Source organism: Pseudomonas sp. (assembly GCF_048269965.1).
Classification (GTDB): Bacteria; Pseudomonadota; Gammaproteobacteria; order Pseudomonadales; family Pseudomonadaceae; genus Aquipseudomonas.
Map to the genome: position 1 here is coordinate 124,266 of NZ_JBLWTV010000005.1, position 20,105 is coordinate 144,370.

The 20,105-nt window shown below is 63.2% G+C and carries 18 protein-coding genes and 4 tRNA genes; 20 read left to right on the forward strand and 2 right to left on the reverse strand.

The features are described from left to right. Window positions 1-125: 125 nt before the first annotated feature. From ACN0X6_RS08035 to ltaE, 13 genes are all read left to right on the forward strand, one after another. Complete coding sequence (locus tag ACN0X6_RS08035; protein WP_417703052.1) at window positions 126-899, forward strand: ABC transporter substrate-binding protein; 774 nt, start codon at window positions 126-128, stop codon at window positions 897-899. A 172-nt stretch (window positions 900-1,071) separates the two neighbouring features. Further along, entirely contained in the window at window positions 1,072-1,761 is a 690-nt protein-coding gene (locus tag ACN0X6_RS08040; RefSeq protein WP_169969742.1) for an ABC transporter permease, read from the forward strand. Beyond that, window positions 1,758-2,456 (forward strand): ABC transporter permease, encoded by a 699-nt coding sequence (locus tag ACN0X6_RS08045; RefSeq protein ID WP_196474551.1) that lies wholly within the window; start codon window positions 1,758-1,760, stop codon window positions 2,454-2,456. The genes ACN0X6_RS08040 and ACN0X6_RS08045 overlap by 4 nt, the downstream gene beginning before the upstream one ends. Before the next feature lie 28 nt (window positions 2,457-2,484). Further along, window positions 2,485-3,249, forward strand: a complete 765-nt coding sequence (locus ACN0X6_RS08050; protein ID WP_417703053.1) for an ABC transporter ATP-binding protein — start codon at window positions 2,485-2,487, stop codon at window positions 3,247-3,249. A 55-nt stretch (window positions 3,250-3,304) separates the two neighbouring features. Next, window positions 3,305-4,285, forward strand: a complete 981-nt coding sequence (gene argR, locus ACN0X6_RS08055; protein ID WP_417703054.1) for a transcriptional regulator ArgR — start codon at window positions 3,305-3,307, stop codon at window positions 4,283-4,285. A gap of 374 nt (window positions 4,286-4,659) precedes the next feature. Further along, window positions 4,660-5,880, forward strand: coding sequence for an aspartate aminotransferase family protein (locus ACN0X6_RS08060; RefSeq protein ID WP_417703055.1), 1,221 nt, complete (start codon window positions 4,660-4,662; stop codon window positions 5,878-5,880). A 163-nt stretch (window positions 5,881-6,043) separates the two neighbouring features. Beyond that, window positions 6,044-7,060: an arginine/ornithine succinyltransferase subunit alpha gene (gene aruF / locus ACN0X6_RS08065; protein WP_169969744.1), complete on the forward strand. Its 1,017-nt coding sequence runs from the start codon at window positions 6,044-6,046 to the stop codon at window positions 7,058-7,060. A gap of 81 nt (window positions 7,061-7,141) precedes the next feature. After that, entirely contained in the window at window positions 7,142-8,158 is a 1,017-nt protein-coding gene (astA, locus tag ACN0X6_RS08070; RefSeq protein ID WP_417703056.1) for an arginine N-succinyltransferase, read from the forward strand. Between the two features lie 63 nt (window positions 8,159-8,221). Continuing rightward, window positions 8,222-9,685, forward strand: a complete 1,464-nt coding sequence (gene astD / locus ACN0X6_RS08075) for a succinylglutamate-semialdehyde dehydrogenase (protein ID WP_417703057.1) — start codon at window positions 8,222-8,224, stop codon at window positions 9,683-9,685. Beyond that, window positions 9,685-11,031 carry an N-succinylarginine dihydrolase gene (gene astB / locus ACN0X6_RS08080; protein WP_417703058.1) on the forward strand — a complete coding sequence of 449 codons (1,347 nt, stop codon included), beginning with the start codon at window positions 9,685-9,687 and terminating at the stop codon, window positions 11,029-11,031. Before astD ends, astB begins: the two co-directional genes overlap by 1 nt. Before the next feature lie 26 nt (window positions 11,032-11,057). After that, window positions 11,058-11,336, forward strand: a complete 279-nt coding sequence (locus tag ACN0X6_RS08085) for a hypothetical protein (protein WP_003461883.1) — start codon at window positions 11,058-11,060, stop codon at window positions 11,334-11,336. Between the two features lie 111 nt (window positions 11,337-11,447). After that, a complete protein-coding gene (astE, locus tag ACN0X6_RS08090) occupies window positions 11,448-12,461 on the forward strand; it encodes a succinylglutamate desuccinylase (RefSeq protein ID WP_417703059.1) in 1,014 nt (337 codons plus the stop codon). A 152-nt stretch (window positions 12,462-12,613) separates the two neighbouring features. Next, on the forward strand, window positions 12,614-13,618 hold the full coding sequence (gene ltaE / locus ACN0X6_RS08095) for a low-specificity L-threonine aldolase (protein ID WP_417703060.1): 1,005 nt from the start codon (window positions 12,614-12,616) through the stop codon (window positions 13,616-13,618). On the opposite strand, the gene ACN0X6_RS08100 is transcribed toward ltaE, so the two are convergent. Next, window positions 13,619-14,095, reverse strand: coding sequence for a DNA-binding protein (locus tag ACN0X6_RS08100; RefSeq protein ID WP_417703061.1), 477 nt, complete (start codon window positions 14,093-14,095; stop codon window positions 13,619-13,621). It lies immediately after the preceding gene. A 393-nt stretch (window positions 14,096-14,488) separates the two neighbouring features. Between ACN0X6_RS08100 and alaS the strand changes: the two genes are divergently transcribed. The 7 genes from alaS to ACN0X6_RS08135 all read left to right on the forward strand — a co-directional run bounded on the left by alaS (window position 14,489) and on the right by ACN0X6_RS08135 (window position 19,505). Further along, window positions 14,489-17,113 (forward strand): alanine--tRNA ligase, encoded by a 2,625-nt coding sequence (gene alaS / locus ACN0X6_RS08105; protein WP_417703062.1) that lies wholly within the window; start codon window positions 14,489-14,491, stop codon window positions 17,111-17,113. Between the two features lie 100 nt (window positions 17,114-17,213). Beyond that, complete coding sequence (locus tag ACN0X6_RS08110) at window positions 17,214-18,452, forward strand: aspartate kinase (RefSeq protein WP_160020294.1); 1,239 nt, start codon at window positions 17,214-17,216, stop codon at window positions 18,450-18,452. Window positions 18,453-18,642: 190 nt separating this feature from the next. Next, window positions 18,643-18,828: a carbon storage regulator CsrA gene (gene csrA / locus ACN0X6_RS08115; protein WP_003244478.1), complete on the forward strand. Its 186-nt coding sequence runs from the start codon at window positions 18,643-18,645 to the stop codon at window positions 18,826-18,828. Window positions 18,829-18,889: 61 nt separating this feature from the next. After that, window positions 18,890-18,980, forward strand: a tRNA-Ser gene (locus tag ACN0X6_RS08120). 74 nt (window positions 18,981-19,054) lie between these two features. Next, window positions 19,055-19,131, forward strand: a tRNA-Arg gene (locus tag ACN0X6_RS08125). 110 nt (window positions 19,132-19,241) lie between these two features. Continuing rightward, window positions 19,242-19,318, forward strand: a tRNA-Arg gene (locus tag ACN0X6_RS08130). A gap of 110 nt (window positions 19,319-19,428) precedes the next feature. Further along, a tRNA-Arg gene (locus ACN0X6_RS08135) sits at window positions 19,429-19,505 on the forward strand. Between the two features lie 44 nt (window positions 19,506-19,549). On the opposite strand, the gene bamE is transcribed toward ACN0X6_RS08135, so the two are convergent. Then, window positions 19,550-20,044, reverse strand: a complete 495-nt coding sequence (bamE, locus tag ACN0X6_RS08140) for an outer membrane protein assembly factor BamE domain-containing protein (protein WP_417703063.1) — start codon at window positions 20,042-20,044, stop codon at window positions 19,550-19,552. Window positions 20,045-20,105: the final 61 nt, after the last annotated feature.

The following is a 20,105-nucleotide window of genomic DNA, read 5'->3' on the forward strand; positions in this document are numbered from 1 at the left end:
CGCACACCCAGCCAAGGCCCCTGTGTCGCTCGTCCACCACGACAGCGCAGCACCGCCTTCTACAATCCTAAAAGGTCCGGGCCCCTCACTGCCTCGATGTCATACCCAATTCGAAGGAGCAAAGAATGAACAAGATCGCACTGCTCGGCGCCCTGGCGCTGTCCCTGATGTCGCCCCTGGCCATGGCCGAGAAGCCGCTGCGCATCGGCATCGAGGCGGCTTACCCGCCCTTCGCATTCAAGACTCCCGATGGCCAGATTGCCGGCTTCGACTACGACATCGGCAACGCCCTGTGCGAAGAGATGAAGGTCGAGTGCAAGTGGATCGAGCAGGAGTTCGACGGCCTGATCCCGGCACTGAAAGTGCGCAAGTTCGACGCCGTGCTGTCGTCCATGTCGATCACCGAAGACCGCAAGAAGTCCGTGGACTTCACTGGCAAGTACTACGCCACGCCTGCCAAGCTGGCGATGAAGGCCGGCACCGAGATCAAGGACCCGCTGGTCGACCTCAAAGGCAAGAAGGTCGGCGTGCAGCGTTCGTCCGTGTACGACCGCTACGCCACCGACATCTTCGCTCCGGCTGGCGCCGAAGTCGTGCGCTACAGCTCGCAGAACGAAGTGTTCCTGGACATGCAGTCCGGCCGCCTGGACGCCACCCTGGCCGATTCGGTGAACATCGATGACGGCTTCCTCAAGACCGACGCTGGCAAGGGCTTCGCGTTCGCCGGCCCGGACTTCACCGACGTGAAGTACTTCGGCGAAGGCCAGGGCATCGCCGTGCGCAAGGGTGACAAGGCGCTGGCCGACAAGATCAGTGCTGCCATCCTGGCCATCCGCGCCAACGGCAAGTACAAGGAAGTGCAGGACAAGTACTTCGACTTCGACGTTTACGGCGAGTAAGCGTCCCAGGCAGATGAAGTGGCACCAACCTTTTGAGGTTGTGCCACTTTTTTCTTGGTTCTGCGGAGTCGGTGAATACCCATGCTGGTATTCACCCTGCGGTCCGTCGCGCGAGCGACATGAATTTTCTTTGTGCTAGGCGGCGCCTGGGGTGCCTGAGAGGTATTAGCGCATGCTTCAAGGCTACGGCTCGACCATTCTCGATGGTGCCTGGCTCACTCTGCTTCTGGCGCTGACGTCGATGGCAGTGGCGATCTTTCTCGGCCTGCTCGGCGCGGCCTTTCGTCTGTCGCCGATCCGCTGGCTGGCGGCGTTGGGCGATACCTACGCCACGGTGATTCGCGGCATTCCCGACCTGGTGCTGATCCTGCTGATCTTCTACGGCGGCCAGGACATGGTGAACCGTGTCGCGCCGATGCTCGGCTATGACGACTACATCGACATCAATCCCTTCGTCGCTGGCGTCTTCACCATGGGCTTCATCTTCGGCGCCTACCTGTCGGAGACCTTCCGTGGCGCCTTCATGGCGATCCCCAAGGGGCAGGCGGAAGCGGGTGCAGCCTATGGCATGAGCGCGATGCAGGTGTTCTTTCGCATCCTCGTGCCGCAGATGATCCGTTTCGCCATTCCCGGTTTCACCAACAACTGGCTGGTGCTGACCAAGGCCACCGCGCTGATTTCCGTGGTCGGCCTGCAGGACATGATGTTCAAGGCCAAGAGCGCGGCCGACGCGACGCGTGAGCCGTTCACCTTCTACCTGGCAGTGGCGGGGCTGTACCTGGTGCTGACCAGTGTTTCGCTGCTGGCGCTGCGCTTTCTCGAGAAGCGCTACTCGGTGGGTGCCAAGGTGGCTGACCTATGATCTTCGACTATCAAATGATCTGGGAGAACCTGCCGCTGTACTGGGGCGGCGTGCTGGTCACCCTGAAAATCCTGCTGATCTCCCTGGCGTTCGGCCTCAGCCTGGCGCTGCCTCTGGCGCTGATGCGGGTGTCTAAATCGCCTTGGGTCAACTTCCCGGCCTGGCTCTACACCTACGTGATTCGCGGCACGCCGATGCTGGTGCAGCTGTTTTTGATCTACTACGGCCTGGCCCAGTTCGAGTTCATCCGTGACAGCTTCATGTGGCCATATTTCTCCAGCGCGACCTTCTGCGCCTGCCTGGCGTTCGCCATCAACACCAGCGCCTACACGGCGGAAATCCTCGCCGGCAGCCTCAAGGCCACGCCGCCCGGCGAGATCGAGGCAGCCAAGGCCATGGGCATGTCGCGCAGCAAGCTCTACCGGCGCATCCTGCTGCCGTCGGCGTTGCGCCGTGCGCTGCCGCAGTACAGCAACGAAGTGATCATGATGCTGCACACCACGTCGCTGGCCTCGATCGTGACCCTGATCGACATCACCGGCGCCGCGCGCACGGTCAGTTCGCAGTACTACATGCCTTTCGAGGCCTTCATCACCGCCGGCCTGCTCTACCTGGCGCTGACCTTCATCCTGGTGCGTCTGTTCAAGCTGGCCGAGCGCCGCTGGCTGGCCTACATGGCGCCGCGCAAGGCCTGATGCCTTGACGATTCAAGAGAACCCGAACATGTACAAACTCGAAGTTCAGGACCTGCACAAACGCTACGGCAGCCATGAGGTGATCAAGGGCGTGTCGATGGCGGCCAAGGCGGGCGACGTGATCAGCATCATCGGCTCCAGCGGCTCGGGCAAGAGCACCTTCCTGCGCTGCCTGAACCTGCTCGAGCAGCCGCATGCCGGCAAGATCCTGCTCAACAACGAAGAGCTGAGGCTGGTGCCGGCCAAGGACGGTTCGCTGCGCGCCGCCGATGCCAGGCAGTTGCAGCGCATGCGCTCGCGCCTGGCCATGGTGTTCCAGCACTTCAACCTGTGGTCGCACATGAGCGCCCTGGAGAACGTGATGGAAGCGCCGGTGCACGTGCTCGGCGTGAGCAAGGCCGAGGCCCGCGACAAGGCCGAGCACTATCTGGCCAAGGTTGGCGTGGCGCACCGCAAGGACGCCTACCCGGCGCACATGAGCGGTGGCGAGCAGCAGCGCGTGGCCATCGCCCGTGCCCTGGCCATGGAGCCGGAGGTGATGCTGTTCGATGAACCCACTTCGGCGCTCGACCCCGAACTGGTCGGCGAAGTGCTCAAGGTGATGCAGGACCTGGCCACCGAAGGCCGCACCATGGTGGTGGTGACCCACGAAATGGGCTTCGCCCGCGAGGTGTCGAATCAACTGGTGTTCCTGCACAAGGGGCTGGTCGAGGAGCGCGGTTGCCCGAGGGAAGTGCTGGCCAATCCGCAATCCGAGCGACTGCAGCAGTTCCTATCCGGCAGTCTCAAATAATAAGAAGCTAGACTTCGCACTTGACTGGTGCGTTGAACCCATTGAATAGACACTAATGACCCCCCATCGAATCGGCTTTTTATACTGGCCCGGCACCAAGGCCCTGACCCTGTCCCTGGCGGAGGAGGCCCTGCGTGTCGCCCAGCGCGTGCATCCGGAAGTGGTGTACGAGCTGGTGTTCCTCCAGGCCGAGCCGCTGGTGGCCGGTGACTGGCGTCTGCCGGGCGAGCCCTGGGCCGGGCATCTGGAGGGGCTGGACAAGCTGTTCCTGTTGGCCGATTCGCCGCCGGCGCAGGTTTCCGCCGGTCTGGCGGCGGCGCTCAAGCAGCAGGTGCGCAGTGGTTGTGTGATCGGCGGGCTGTCTGCCGGGGTCTATCCGCTGGCTCAGCTCGGTTTGCTCGATGGTTATCGCGCGGCCGTGCACTGGCGCTGGCAGGACGATTTCTCCGAGCGCTTCCCCAAGGTCATCGCCACCAGCCATCTGTTCGACTGGGACCGTGATCGGCTGACCGCCTGTGGCGGCCTGGCGGTGCTCGATCTGCTGCTGGCGGTGCTGGCGCGCGATCACGGCGCCGAACTGGCTGGTGCGGTGAGCGAGGAACTGGTGGTCGAGCGTATTCGCGAGGGCGGTGAGCGTCAGCGCATTCCGCTGCAGAATCGCCTGGGCTCCAGTCATCCGAAGCTGACCCAGGCCGTGCTGCTGATGGAAGCCAACATCGAAGAGCCGCTGACCACCGACGAGATTGCCCAACATGTATGCGTGTCGCGTCGTCAGCTGGAGCGCATCTTCAAGCAATACCTCAACCGCGTGCCCAGCCAGTATTACCTGGAGCTGCGCCTGAACAAGGCGCGCCAACTGTTGATGCAGACCAGCAAGTCGATCATCCAGATCGGCCTGTCCTGCGGTTTCTCCTCGGGGCCGCACTTCTCCAGTGCCTACCGCAACTTCTTCGGCGCCACGCCGCGCGATGATCGCAACCAGCGTCGCAGCAATAGCCCCTTCGAGCTGACGTCGACGCCGGTCGAGCGTGGTTGATCGGGGCGGTCGCGGCTAAAGCCCCTCCCACGGTATGCGCTGGCGGTAGCCCGGATGAAATCCGGGGCGATCTGTTGTCGGCCCCCGGATTGCATCCGAGCTACGCAAGCAGGACTTTCGATACCGGCCAGTCAGCCTGCGGAGAATTTTTCCAGCGGCGTGCTCCGGGCGGCGATCTGCGATTAAACTGCGCCTTTCCGACGCTTTCTGTCGCTTGGACGAAAACCCGCGGAAAACCCGGGGTGGCGCTGTAAGAAGTTGTCGCATGGCGACAATGCCGGCCCTGATTCAGTCCCTACAATCCTTGCATTCCCTGTCGTTTCGGGCGCTTCGCCGCCTGCCAGCGGCGGGTATTTCTCATCAGGAGAGCTTTGATGTCCGTTCAGCACGATGCGGTGCAACGCGCCGATTTCGACCAGTTCATGGTCCCCAACTACGCCCCTGCTGCCTTCGTACCCGTGCGCGGCCTGGGTTCGCGAGTCTGGGATCAGAGCGGTCGAGAGCTGATCGACTTCGCCGGCGGTATCGCCGTCAACGTGCTCGGCCACTGCCACCCGGCACTGGTCGCGGCGCTGACCGAGCAGGCCAATACCCTGTGGCACATCTCCAACGTCTTCACCAACGAGCCGACCCTGCGCCTGGGCAAGAAGCTGGTCGAAGCGACCTTCGCCGAGCGCGTGTTCTTCTGCAACTCCGGCGCCGAGGCCAACGAGGCGGCGTTCAAGCTGGCGCGTCGCGTCGCCCATGACCGCTTCGGCCCGGACAAGCACGAGATCATCGCCGCCACCAACAGCTTTCATGGCCGCACGCTGTTCACCGTCAGCGTCGGTGGTCAGCCGAAGTACTCCGACGGCTTTGGCCCGAAGATTCAGGGCATCACCCATGTGCCGTACAACGATCTGGACGCGCTGAAAGCCGCCATTTCCGACAAGACCTGCGCCGTGGTGCTGGAACCCGTGCAGGGCGAGGGCGGCGTGCTACCGGCGGATAAAGCCTATCTGCAAGGCGCCCGCGAGCTGTGCAACGCGCACAACGCGCTGCTGGTGTTCGATGAGGTGCAGAGCGGCATGGGCCGTACCGGCGAACTGTTCGCCTACATGAATTACGGCGTGGTACCGGACATCCTCTCCAGCGCCAAGAGCCTGGGCGGTGGCTTCCCCATCGCGGCGATGCTCACCACCACCGATCTGGCCAAGCATTTCTCGCCCGGCACCCACGGCACCACCTATGGCGGCAACCCGTTGGCCTGTGCGGTCGGTGAAGCGGTGCTGGATATCGTCAACACCCGCCAGACCCTGGACGGCGTGAAGGCCAAGAGCGAGCAGTTCAAGACGCGCCTGCTGGCGCTGGGCAAGCAGTACGGTCTGTTCGAGCAGGTACGTGGCATGGGCCTGCTGCTCGGCTGTGTACTCAATGAGGCGTGGATGGGCAAGGCCAAGCAGGTGCTCGATGCCGCCACCGCCGAGGGGCTGATGATTCTGCAGGCTGGTCCGGATGTGGTGCGTTTCGCCCCGAGCCTGGTGGTCGAAGAGGCCGATATCGACGAAGGCCTGGCGCGTTTCGAGCGTGCGCTGAGCAAACTGACGGCCGCCTGAGTTTTTGCCGACTGACCGTGGGAAGGGCCTTGGCCGCGACGATCGCCGCTGCGACTGCATGGAGGCAGGAGGTAGAGCGAAGCAGGATGCCCGAGCCGAAAGCGCTTCCCACGGCTGTTTGCCCGACCCGGGCTACGAATACCCTGTTTAGAAGGAGTGACCCATGCTGGTGATGCGCCCTGCGCAAATGGCGGACCTGGCCGAAGTGCAGCGACTGGCTGCTGACAGCCCGGTGGGTGTCACTTCGTTGCCCGACGATGCAGATCGGCTGGGCGACAAGATCGCCGCCTCGGATGCGTCGTTCGCCGCCGAAGTCAGTTTCAATGGCGAGGAAAGCTACTTCTTCGTCCTCGAGGACACCGAGAGCGGCCGCCTGGTCGGCTGTTCCGGCATCGTCGCCTCGGCGGGCTATTCCGAACCCTTCTACAGCTTTCGCAACGAAACCTTCGTGCACAACTCGCGTGAGCTGAAGATTCACAACAAGATCCACGTGCTGTCGCTGTGTCACGACCTGACCGGCAACAGCCTGCTCACCAGCTTCTACGTCGAGCGCCCGCTGGTCAGCAGCGTGTTCGCCGAGCTCAATTCGCGCGGGCGCCTGTTGTTCATGGCGGGTCACCCGGAGCGCTTCGCCGATGCCGTGGTGGTGGAAATCGTCGGCCACAGCGACGAGAACGGTGATTCGCCGTTCTGGGACGCACTGGGGCGCAACTTCTTCGACATGACCTACGCCGAGGCCGAGCGCCTGTGCGGGCTCAAGAGCCGCACCTTCCTCGCCGAGCTGATGCCGCATTACCCCATCTACGTGCCGCTGCTCTCGGACGAGGCGCAGGAGGCCATGGGCCAGGTGCATCCACGCGCGCAGATCACCTTCGACATCCTCATGCGCGAAGGCTTCGAGACCGATCATTACATCGACATCTTCGACGGTGGCCCGACCCTGCATGCGCGCACCTCGGGTATCCGCAGCATCGCGCAGAGTCGCCTGGTGCCGGTGAAGATCGGTGAGGCCGATGTGGGCGGGCGCCAGTACCTGGTGAGCAACGGCCAGTTGCAGGATTTCCGCGCCATCGTCGCCGACCTCGACTGGGTGCCGGGCAAGCCTGTGGTGCTCAGCGCACAGGCGGCCGAGGCCCTGGGTGTCGGCGAAGGCGCCAGCGTCAGGTTGGTAGCGATTTAACAGGCTCTCTCCGGCTGGAGTGGGCGCCCTTCAAGGGCAGAGGAGAGTGCCGGCGGCGCTCTTGAGGAATCTGGAGGCTTTATGATTGTTCGTCCCGTGCGCAGTGCCGACTTGCCGGCCCTGATCGACCTGGCTCGCAGCACCGGCGCCGGCCTGACCACGCTGCCGGCCAACGAGGAGCGCCTGGCGCATCGGGTCGGCTGGGCGGAGAAGGCGTTTCGCGGTGAGGCCGAACGGGCCGACGCCGACTACCTGTTCGTGCTCGAAGACGATGCAGGCAAGGTCGTGGGCATTTCGGCGGTGGCCGGCGCCGTCGGTCTGCGCGAGCCCTGGTACAACTACCGGGTCGGCCTGACCGTCAGCGCCTCGCAGGAGCTGAACATCCATCGCCAGGTGCCGACGCTGTTCATGGCCAACGACCTGACCGGCAACTCCGAACTGTGCTCGCTGTTCCTGCACGCCGATTATCGCACTGGCCTCAACGGACGCCTGCTGTCGAAGGCACGCTTTCTGTTCATCGCCGAGTTTCGCGAGCTGTTCGGCGACAAGGTGATCGCCGAGATGCGCGGCATGTCCGACGAGCGCGGGCGCTCGCCGTTCTGGGAGAGCCTCGGCCGGCATTTCTTCAAGATGGAGTTCTGTCAGGCGGACTACCTCACCGGCGTCGGCAACAAGGCCTTCATTGCCGAGTTGATGCCGAAGTTTCCGCTCTATACCTGCTTTCTTTCCGAGGATGCGCGCGCCGTGATCGGTCGTGTGCACCCGGACACCGAGCCGGCGCTGGCCATGCTCAAGGCCGAGGGTTTCAGCTATCAGGGCTATGTCGACATCTTCGATGCAGGCCCGGCCATCGAGGCGCAAACCGCGAAGATCCGCGCCGTGCAGGACAGCCAAAGCCTGGTGCTGGCCATCGGTACGCCGGGTGATGACGCCAAGCCGTTCCTGGTGCACAACCGCAAGCGCCAGGACTGCCGCATCACCGCTGCGCCTGCGCGCCTGGCGGCCGGCACTCTGGTGGTCGATCCGCTGACCGCCAAGCGCCTGCGCCTTTCCGCCGGCGATCAGGTACGCGCCGTGGCGCTGGCGGCGCACGGCTGAGTTATTGATTTTGCGCGGCGGCCCAAGCAGGCCGCTGGAAAATGCTGGGAGTGGTAAAACAAGATGAACACTCATTACATCGCAGGTCAGTGGCAGCCCGGTCAGGGCGAGTCGCTGCAATCGCTCGACCCGGTCAGCCAGGCCGTGCTCTGGCAGGGCCAGGGCGCCACCGCTGCGCAGGTCGATGCAGCCGTTGCCGCTGCGCGTGGCGCGTTCTCGCTGTGGGCCGCGCACTCGCTCGATGGCCGTATCGCCGTGCTGGAGCGCTTCGCCGCCTGCCTGAAGTCGCGTGCCGACGAAGTGGCCCGGGCAATTGGCGAGGAGACCGGCAAGCCGTTGTGGGAAGCCGCCACCGAAGTGAACAGCATGGTGGGCAAGGTCGCCATTTCGATTCAGAGCTATCGCGAGCGCACCGGCGAGAAGAGCGGCCCGCTGGGCGACGCCACCGCAGTGTTGCGCCACAAACCGCATGGCGTGGTGGCGGTGTTCGGTCCCTACAACTTTCCCGGTCACCTGCCCAACGGTCATATCGTGCCAGCGCTGTTGGCGGGTAACTGCGTGCTGTTCAAACCCAGCGAGCTGACGCCGAAGGTAGCCGAGTTGACTGTGCAATGCTGGATCGAGGCCGGGCTGCCCGATGGCGTGCTCAACCTGCTGCAGGGCGGCCGCGAAACCGGTGTCGCCCTGGCTGGCCATCCTGGTATCGACGGGCTGTTCTTTACCGGCTCCAGCCGCACCGGCAACCTGCTGCATGCCCAATTCGCCGGGCGCCCGGACAAGATCCTGGCGCTGGAGATGGGCGGCAACAACCCGCTGATCGTCGATCAGGTCGCGGACCTCGATGCCGCCGTGTACACCATCGTCCAGTCCGCGTTCATTTCTGCCGGCCAGCGCTGCACCTGCGCGCGCCGCCTGCTGGTGCCGCAAGGGGAGTGGGGCGACGCTCTGCTGGCGCGTCTGGTGCAGGTCGCCGGGCAGATCAAGGTCGGTCGTTTCGACGAGCAGCCGGCGCCGTTCATGGGCTCGGTGATTTCCCTGCAGGCCGCCGCGCAGCTGATGCAGGCCCAGCAGGACCTGCTGGCGGGCGGCGCCACCGCATTGCTGGCGATGACCCAGCCGCAGGAAGGTGCCGCGCTACTGACGCCCGGCATTCTCGATGTCACGGCCGTGAACGATCGTCCTGACGAAGAATTCTTCGGTCCGCTGCTGCAGGTGATCCGCTACGACAGTTTCGAGGCTGCCATCGCCGAGGCCAATGCCACCGTTTACGGACTGGCGGCGGGCCTGCTGTCCGACTCACGTGCGCGCTTCGAGCAGTTCTGGCTGCACAGCCGCGCCGGTATCGTCAACTGGAACAAACAGCTCACTGGCGCCGCCAGCACTGCGCCTTTCGGTGGTATCGGCGCTTCGGGCAACCACCGCGCCAGTGCCTACTATGCGGCGGATTACTGCGCGTACCCGGTGGCCGGGCTCGAGAGCGAAAGCCTGGCCTTGCCCGCGACTCTGACCCCGGGAGTGATTCTGTAATGACCGCTTATGAAATGAATGTCGACGGCCTGGTCGGGCCGACTCACAACTACGGTGGGTTGTCCTACGGTAACGTCGCGTCGCAGAGCAACTGTCAGGCCGTGTCGAGCCCCAAGGAGGCTGCCAAGCAAGGCCTGGCGAAGATGAAGGCGCTGATGGACATGGGCTTCAAGCAGGGCGTGCTGGCACCGCAGGAGCGTCCGGACGTCGCTGCGTTGCGCAGCCTGGGCTTTACCGGCAGCGACGCGCAGGTGATCGCCAAGGCTGCCAAGGGCGCCATGCCTTTATTGGTTGCGAGCTGTTCGGCCTCCAGCATGTGGACCGCCAATGCCTGCACTGTCAGCCCCAGCGCCGACACGGCCGATGGACGCGTGCATTTCACCGCTGCCAACCTCAACTGCAAGTTCCATCGCAGCATCGAGCACCCCACCACCAGCCGGGTGTTGCAGGCGATGTTCGCCAACGATGCGCACTTCGCTCATCACCCGGCGCTACCGGCGGTCAGCCAGTTCGGCGACGAGGGTGCGGCCAACCACACGCGCTTTTGCAAGGGGTACGGCGACGCCGGTGTGGAGTTCTTCGTCTACGGCCGCAGCGCTTTCGACAGCCGCTATCCGGCCCCGCAGCGCTACCCGGCGCGGCAGACCCTGGAAGCCTCTCATGCGGTGGCTCGCTTGCATGGCCTGGGCAAGGCCGGTGTGGTGTTCGCCCAGCAGAATCCGGAGGTGATCGATCAGGGCGTGTTTCACAACGACGTGATCGCCGTGGGCAACGGCGAGGTGCTGCTCTATCACCAGGATGCCTTCCTGGGCACCGACAAGGTACTGGCCGAACTGGGTGAAAAACTGGCCCGGCGCGGCGGCAACTTCCAGGCCATCTGCGTGCCAGCTTCTGCCGTCAGCGTGCAGGATGCGGTGCGTTCCTACCTGTTCAACAGCCAACTGCTGACCCGCGCCGATGGCAGCATGCTGCTGGTGGTGCCGGAGGAGTGCAAGAGCAACGCCAGCGTCTGGCGCTATCTGGAGCAACTGACCGGCAGTGGCGGTCCGATCCGTGAGGTGCGCGTGTTCGACCTCAAGCAGAGCATGCAGAACGGCGGTGGTCCGGCTTGCCTGCGCCTGCGTGTGGCGCTCAATGAGCAGGAGTTGGCTGCGGTCAATCCGGGCGTGCTGATGAGCGATGCGCTGCACGACACCCTGGTGGCCTGGGTCGACAAGCACTACCGCGACCGCCTCAGCGAAGCCGATCTGGCCGACCCGCAATTGCTGAACGAATGTCGCGCGGCATTGGATGAACTGACGCAGATCCTTAAACTGGGCTCGGTCTATCCTTTCCAGATAGCCTGAACCTGACCTCGATTCCCGGAGATTTTATGAGCGACGCGCTGCAACTGATTCTTGAAGATAACGACGGCACCCAGCTGGAGACCTCCTGCAGTCGCTTCGCCGTGGTCTGGCAGGGCAAGGAGCTGTGGGTCCAGGCCGTTGGTGATCAGTTGCTGATCGGTGTCGACGTGGAAGAGGGCGATACCGAGTACGTCAACCTGTTGTTGCGTCCGCAGGCCACCAACCTGGTGAGCCTGCAGCTGGAGATGGAGCCGATGATCGCCGATGAGGACGATCATGTTCATGGCCCGGACTGCAACCACTGATTGAATCTTGTAGGGTGGGCCGGGCGGCGCTCCGCTTCAGCCCACCAAGGCTGGCCGCTGTTGGTGGGCTGAGGCCCACCCTACGAAAATGCTGCGAACCAAGGAGTCCCCATGCTTGCCCTCGGCAAACTGCTTGAACTGACCCTGGCCGGCCACGAGCCGTCGGCGAAGATTCAACTGACGCCCGATGGCACGCGCCTGCGCTGGCTCGATGAAGGTGCGCTAGAGGTGACTCCGCCTGCAGCGCGCGACAATGGCCTCGACCTGCTGCTGTCGGCCGGCGTCCACGGCAACGAAACCGCGCCAATCGAACTGCTCGACCGTCTGCTGCGCGGCATCGCGCGCAATGAGCTGCATCCGGCAGCGCGTATTCTCTTTCTGTTTGGCAACCCCGAGGCGATGCGCCGTGGCGAGCGCTATGTCGAGCAGGACCTCAATCGCCTGTTCAGTGGTCGTCACGAGCAATCCAGTGGCTTCGAGGCCATTCGGGCCTGCGACCTGGAGCATCTGGCCGCCACCTTTTTCGGCAAGCAAACGGGCCGCACTCGCCTGCATTACGACCTGCACACGGCCATTCGCGGCTCGAAGATCGAGCAGTTCGCCCTCTATCCCTGGCAGGAAGGTCGCGCCCACTCGCGTCGCGAGCTGGAGCGCCTGCGCGCTGCGGGTATCGAGGCGGTGCTGTTGCAGAACAAGGCGTCGATCACCTTCAGCGCCTACACCTACGCGCAGCTTGGCGCCGAGGCCTTCACCCTGGAGCTGGGCAAGGCACGTGCCTTCGGGCAGAACCAGTTGGCCAACCTCGATCTGCTGGAGCATGCGCTGCACGCGCTGATCGAAGGGCGCGATGTGATCAGCGGCGAGCCGACGCTCGATGGCTTGCAGCTGTTTTCGGTATCACGCGAGGTCATCAAGCACAGCGACAGCTTCCAGTTGCACCTGCCGGACGACATCGAAAATTTCACCGAACTGGAGCCCGGTTACCTGCTTGCCGAAGACATCGCCGACAGCCGCTGGATAGTGGAAGAGAAGGGGGCGCGGGTCATCTTCCCCAATCCCAAGGTCAAGAACGGCCTGCGCGCCGCCATCCTGATCGTCCCGGACGATGGCGCCGGCCTGGCGTAGCCCGGATGCAATCCGGGGATTACCGCTGCACTTTCCCCGGATTTCATCCGGGCTACGGTATTGGTAAGTTGCTTTATCGCGTAACTGTATCTTTCACCGCCCCAGCGACCTCTTTAGCATGAGCCTTTCGCCAATTGCCGGGAAAGCCTGTCATGCCCCTGATCGACCTGCGTAGCGACACCGTCACCCAACCTACCGCCGCCATGCGCGAAGCCATGATGGCTGCCGAGCTGGGTGATGATGTATATGGCGAAGACCCCACGGTAAACCGTCTGGAGGCCTGGCTGGCCGATGAGCTGGGCTTCGCGGCGGCGCTGTTCGTCCCCACCGGCACCATGAGCAACCTGCTGGGCCTGATGGCCCATTGCGAACGCGGCGACGAATACATCGTCGGCCAGCAGGCGCACACCTACAAGTACGAGGGCGGCGGTGCGGCCGTACTCGGCTCCATCCAGCCGCAGCCGATCGACGGCGAAGCCGATGGCTCTCTGGATCTGGCCAAGGTCGAAGCGGCGATCAAGCAGGACGACTTCCACTTCGCCCGTACCCGTCTGTTGGCCCTGGAAAACACCATGCAGGGCAAGGTGTTGCCGCTCGACTACCTGGCTGCTGCGCGCGAATTGACCCTGCGTCGCGGCCTGGCGCTGCATCTGGACGGTGCCCGCCTGTACAACGCGGCGGTCAGGCTCGGTGTGCCGGCGCGCGCGATCACCCAGCACTTCGATTCGGTCTCGGTGTGCCTGTCCAAGGGGCTCGGTGCGCCAGTCGGCTCCGTGCTGTGCGGCAGCGCTGCGCTGATCGCCAGGGCGCGACGCCTGCGCAAGATGGTCGGCGGTGGCATGCGCCAGGCAGGTGTGCTGGCGGCGGCAGGCCTGTATGCACTGCAGCATCAGGTCGAGCGCCTGGCCGAGGATCATGCCAACGCGGCACGCCTGGGCGAGCGGCTGGCCGAGCTGGGCTACAGCGTCGAGCCGGTGCAGACCAACATGGTCTACGTGCAACTCGGTGAGCGGGCCGGCACGGTCAAGGCCTTCATGGCCGAGCGCGGTATCGCGGTGAGTGCCGCGCCCCGCTTGCGCCTGGTCACCCATCTGGATGTCGGGGCCGAGCAGGTCGAGCGGGTTGTGCAGGCCTTTACCGAGTTTTCCCGCGTCTGATCATCTCGGGAAGTTCCGCAGGCACAGGCTGGCGGACGGGCTCTGCAGCTCGCCGTAAGGGGGCGGTTCGATGACCGCCGGCAGCGGCAGGGGCGGCGGTTTGTAGGATTCCAGCAGCCTGCGCAAGGCGAGAGGAGAGGCGGGTTTCTGCACGAAGCCCAACGCCTGTATGCCAGCCTGCCCGGCTCGTAGGGTTGCCTGCTCGAGCTGTGCGCGGTGGCTGTTGCCGTGCACGATCAGGGCGTAGAAGGCACGTTGCTCGTTCAATTGTCTGAGCCACGCCAGGCGCGCCTCGTCATCGGGCAGCAGGTCGCAAATCAGGATGTCCAGGCTGCTCCGGCGCTCCATCAGGTCAGCGGCCTGCGCGGTGTGGTCGGCGGTCATGACCTGGTAGATCCCGCAAGCGTTCAACTGCTGATGCATGGCCAGCAACTGGTAGGGGTTGTGTTCGAGAAGAAGTATCTTGAGTGCACGCATGGGGCCTCCCGACCGACGACAGCTGCGGGCACTCTAAAGATGGGCGGGTAGGGGCTGTATAAGACGTATCTGAAAAACCTGTGGCTCCTGCTTCCATTGCATCGATGGTGCTTTGCTCGATTTTCTGCAGGTGATAGGGCAGCACTATCGAGAAAGGCACTAGCCGCGGGCTGTAGGCCCGATATAATGCGGCCCTTTCAGACTGCGCGAAATCTGCTGCGCTCGGTCATGTGGCGTCAAAAACAGGCTGCTCGCCAGCTCGGTCGACATGCTCATTTACAGCTTGTACACCGCGTTTTCTCCTGTTTGACCTTGCCTGGCCCTTGCTCGCCCTGTTCGCGTGGTCTGCTTTGCCGGCTTTTGCCGTGGCCGCCTGACTCCGTGGATATCCCTATGAAAAGCGCAGAAATCCGTGAAGCCTTCCTGAGCTTCTTCGAAGAAAAAGGGCACACCCGTGTCGCTTCCAGCTCGCTGATTCCGGCGAACGACCCGACCCTGCTGTTCACCAACGCGGGCATGAACCAGTTCAAGGACTGCTTCCTGGGCCTGGAAAAGCGCGCCTACACCCGCGCCACCACCAGCCAGAAGTGCGTGCGCGCCGGCGGCAAGCACAACGACCTGGAAAACGTCGGCTACACCGCGCGCCACCACACCTTCTTCGAGATGCTGGGCAACTTCAGCTTCGGTGACTACTTCAAGCGCGATGCCATTCATTACGCCTGGGAATTCCTGACCTCCGACAAGTGGCTGAACCTGCCCAAGGAAAAGCTCTGGGTCACCGTCTATGCCACCGATGACGAGGCCTTCGAGATCTGGAACAAGGAAATCGGTGTTCCCGCCGAGCGCATGATCCGCATCGGTGACAACAAGGGCGCGCCGTACGCCTCCGACAACTTCTGGGCGATGGGCGATACCGGTCCGTGCGGCCCGTGCACCGAGATTTTCTTCGACCATGGCGAGCACATCTGGGGCGGCCCACCCGGCAGCCCGGAAGAAGATGGCGACCGCTACATCGAGATCTGGAACAACGTGTTCATGCAGTTCAACCGCACGGCCGATGGCGTCCTGCACCCGCTGCCGGCACCGAGCGTGGACACCGGCATGGGCCTGGAGCGCATCAGCGCCGTGCTGCAGCACGTCAACTCGAACTACGAGATCGACCTGTTCCAGAACCTGCTGGCCGCTTCGGCCAAGGCCATTGGCTGTGCCAATGAGGGCCAGGCCTCGCTGAAGGTGGTGGCGGACCACATCCGTTCCTGCAGCTTCCTGATCGCCGACGGCGTCACCCCGTCCAACGAAGGTCGCGGCTACGTGCTGCGCCGCATCGTGCGTCGTGCCTGCCGTCACGGTAACAAGCTGGGCGCCAAGGGCAGCTTCTTCTACCAGATCGTCGCCGCGCTGGTGGCCGAGATGGGCGAAGCCTTCCCCGAGCTCAAGCAACAGCAGGCGCATATCGAGCGCGTGCTGAAGACCGAGGAAGAGCAGTTCGCCAAGACTCTGGAGCAGGGCCTGAAGATTCTCGAGCAGGATCTGGCCGGCCTGCAGGGCTCGGTCATTCCTGGCGATATCGTGTTCAAGCTGTACGACACCTACGGTTTCCCGGTCGACCTGACTGCCGATATCGCCCGCGAGCGCGAGCTGTCGGTGGACGAGGAAGGTTTCGAGCGTGAAATGGAGGCACAGCGCGAGCGCGCCCGTTCCGCCAGCGCCTTCGGCATGGACTACAACGCCCTGGTCAAGGTCGACAGTGACACCCGTTTCCTCGGCTACGACGGCACCAGCGGCAGCGGCAAGATCATCGCCCTGTTCAAGGCCGGCAGCGCCGTCGACAGCCTCGCCGAAGGCGAGGAGGGCGTGGTGGTGCTGGATCAGACCCCGTTCTACGCCGAGTCCGGTGGTCAGGTCGGCGACTGCGGCTACCTGGAAAGCGCTGGCGTGCGTTTCGATGTGCGCGACACCACCAAGGCCGGCGGCGCCTTCCTGCACCACGGTGTGGTGGCCAAGGGCGGTCTGAGTGTCGGCACCAGCGTCAAGGCCGAAGCCGAAGCCGGTGTGCGCCAGGCGACCGCGCTGAACCACTCCGCGACCCACCTGCTGCATGCCGCGCTGCGTCAGGTGTTGGGCGATCACGTTCAGCAGAAGGGCTCGCTGGTCGACAGTCAGCGCCTGCGTTTCGACTTCAGCCACTTCGAGGCGATCAAGCCCGAGCAGATCAAGCAGCTGGAAGAGATCGTCAACGCCGAGATTCGCAGGAACTCCGAGGTCGAGACCGAAGAAACCGATATCGAGACCGCCAAGGCCAAGGGCGCCATGGCGCTGTTCGGCGAGAAGTACGGCGACCAGGTGCGCGTGCTGAGCATGGGCGGCGACTTCTCCGTCGAACTGTGCGGTGGCACTCACGTATCCCGTACCGGCGACATTGGCCTGTTCAAGATCACCAGCGAAGGCGGCGTGGCCGCTGGCGTGCGTCGTATCGAGGCGGTCACTGGCGCGCAAGCGCTGGCCTGGCTCAATGGTGCCGAGGAGCAGCTCAAGGAAGCCGCGTCCCTGGTCAAGGGCAGCCGCGACAACGTGCTGGACAAGCTCTCGGCGCTGATCGAACGCAACCGTCAGCTGGAAAAGGAGCTGGAACAGCTCAAGGCCAAGGCCGCCAGTGCCGCCGGCAACGACCTGGCCGGTTCGGCCGTGGACGTCAAGGGCACCAAGGTGCTGGCTGCGCGTCTCGATGGCCTGGACGGCAAGGCGCTGCTGGCACTGGTCGACCAACTGAAGAACAAGCTGGGCAGCGCCGTGATCCTGCTCGGCGGTGTGTTCGATGAGAAGGTGGTGCTGGTCGCCGGCGTGACCCAGGATCTGACCGCCAGGGTCAAGGCCGGTGACCTGATGCGTCAGGCCGCTGCAGCCGTGGGTGGCAAGGGCGGTGGTCGCCCGGACATGGCGCAGGGCGGCGGCGTAGATGCCGGCAAACTGGATGAAGCCCTGGCTTTGGCCGCTACCTTGGTCGAGCAGGCTTCGTAACGAGCGAGAGCGGGGCCCGCAGTGCGCCCGGCGGGCCTTGGCAGTATGACCCGATGCGGGTTTAATGGGCGCCCTTCGAGGAATCAGGCGGCTTTTTGAAATGGCTTTGATCGTACAGAAGTTTGGGGGCACCTCCGTCGGCACCATCGAGCGTATCGCGCAGGTGGCCGACAAGGTGAAGAAGTTCCGCGAGAACGGTGACGACATCGTCGTCGTGGTTTCCGCCATGAGCGGCGAAACCAACCGCCTGATCGATCTGGCCAAACAGATCACTGATGGCGACCCGGTTGCGCGTGAGCTGGATGTCATGGTGTCCACCGGCGAGCAGGTGACCATCGCCCTGCTGGCGATGGCGCTGATCAAGCGTGGCGTGCCGGCGGTGTCCTACACCGGCAACCAGGTGCGCATCCTCACCGACAGCGCACACAACAAGGCGCGCATTCTGCAGATCGATGACCAGAAGATTCGCGCTGATCTCAAGGCTGGTCGTGTCGTCGTCGTCGCCGGTTTCCAGGGTGTCGACGAGCACGGCAGCATCACCACCCTGGGGCGTGGTGGTTCCGACACCACCGGTGTGGCCCTGGCTGCGGCGCTGAAAGCCGACGAGTGCCAGATTTACACCGACGTCGATGGTGTCTATACCACCGACCCGCGCGTGGTGCCCAAGGCCCAGCGCCTGGAGAAGATCACCTTCGAAGAGATGCTGGAAATGGCCAGCCTCGGTTCCAAGGTGCTGCAGATTCGCTCGGTGGAGTTCGCCGGCAAGTACAACGTCCCGCTGCGCGTCCTGCACAGCTTCCAGGAGGGGCCGGGCACCCTCATTACCCTTGATGAAGAGGAATCCATGGAACAGCCGATCATTTCCGGCATCGCTTTCAATCGCGACGAAGCCAAGCTGACCATCCGTGGGGTGCCGGATATTCCTGGCATCGCCTTCAAGATTCTCGGCCCGATCAGCGCGGCCAACATCGAAGTGGACATGATCGTGCAGAACGTCTCGCACGATAACACCACCGATTTCACCTTCACCGTGCACCGCAACGACTACAACAACGCGCTGGGCGTGCTGCAGAAGACTGCAGACGAGCTGGGCGCTCGTGAAGTGGTCGGTGATACCAATATCGCCAAGGTCTCCATCGTCGGTGTCGGCATGCGCTCTCACGCCGGTGTCGCCAGTCGCATGTTCGAGGCCCTGGCCAAGGAGACCATCAATATCCAGATGATCTCCACCTCCGAGATCAAGGTGTCCGTGGTGATCGAGGAGAAGTATCTGGAGCTGGCGGTACGCGCTCTGCATACCGCTTTCGAGCTGGATGCCCCGGCCCGACAGGGCGAGTGATTGCACTGATTTGAAAGGCGCGGCTGGTTCCGCGCCTTTCGTCTTTTTGACTGGCACGCGGGAACTTTCTTTCTACGCGGGCTGGTCAATACTTGGGTGGAGGCTTTCAGGCTTGATTTAGCAGGAAGCCGGCACCATTTTCTTTTTGCAGACTGTTGTCCTGAAAATGTAATCCGTTGAGGAGAAAGGAATGCTGATTCTGACTCGCCGGGTCGGAGAGACCCTGATGGTCGGTGATGATGTGACTGTCACCGTGTTGGGTGTGAAAGGTAACCAGGTGCGTATTGGTGTCAATGCGCCGAAAGAGGTTGCCGTACACCGTGAAGAAATCTACCAGCGCATCCAGAAAGAGAAGGGTGACGAACCAAGCCACTAATTTTTCTACAAATTTTTGTTTGCAAACGGGGAAAACATGTTTATCATGCGCCCCGTGTTGCGGAGAGGTGGCCGAGTGGCCGAAGGCGCTCCCCTGCTAAGGGAGTACACCTCAAAAGGGTGTCGGGGGTTCGAATCCCCCCTTCTCCGCCATTATTCAGCGAGTCGGGCGCGAGCCGGGCTGGCGAATCAACCAGAGGTGATCTGGTATAAAAGCACCAAAAAGTGGACTCATAGCTCAGCTGGATAGAGTACTCGGCTACGAACCGAGCGGTCGGAGGTTCGAATCCTCCTGAGTCCGCCATTTTCAATGGCTTGCATCGCTGCAAGCCATTTTGTTTCACCCAGTGGTGGTCTGGTCTAAAAACACCATAAGATCGCACGAAAGGCACTGCCTTGAAGGCGTTCTGCAACGGACTCATAGCTCAGCTGGATAGAGTACTCGGCTACGAACCGAGCGGTCGGAGGTTCGAATCCTCCTGAGTCCGCCATTTTCAATGGCTTGCATCGCTGCAAGCCATTTTGTTTCACCCAGTGGTGGTCTGGTCTAAAAACACCATAAGATCGCACGAAAGGCACTGCCTTGAAGGCGTTCTGCAACGGACTCATAGCTCAGCTGGATAGAGTACTCGGCTACGAACCGAGCGGTCGGAGGTTCGAATCCTCCTGAGTCCGCCATACCCAAAGGGCCTGCAGTGATGCAGGCCCTTTTTCTTTGCGCGTCATTTCTTCACGCAGCCGGCTTCGTCGAAGCTGACCTGTCGGCTGCTGCCGCCTTTGCGTTTTTCTGTGTAGTGATAACGCTGCTGCCCGTTGCTGGCGGTGACCCTGTCCGGTTTGCCCAGGCTGTTCTCCACGTCGGCACGGCTCATGCCGCTGCGGACTTCCTTGCGGATGATTGCCTGGCGCTTCTCGCTGCTGGTCAGCCGGTTGCCGCAGCCGTCGTCTTGTTGACCAACTATGACCAGCTCCCCGGCGCTCGTTGGGTTGGGCGTTGCGCGTCGGTCTGGGTCGGCAAGGGGGATGGTCTTGCTGCTGCTGGGCGTAGGGTTGCGCGCATCCTGCAGATGCTGCTCCTGATCGCTTGCGCAGCCGTGGCGGGTGAAGGTGACATGGCCGTCGGTCCCTACGCAGCGGAACACGCTGGCGGCCGAGCTGTCTTCAATAGGGTAGAGAAGCGCAGCGGCCAATAGCGCTGCGAAGTGCCTTGCTCGCATGAACCGTCCTCCGTGACGTTCGCCTGCTTCAGGTTAGACCCTTTTTTCGCGCTCGCCAGGG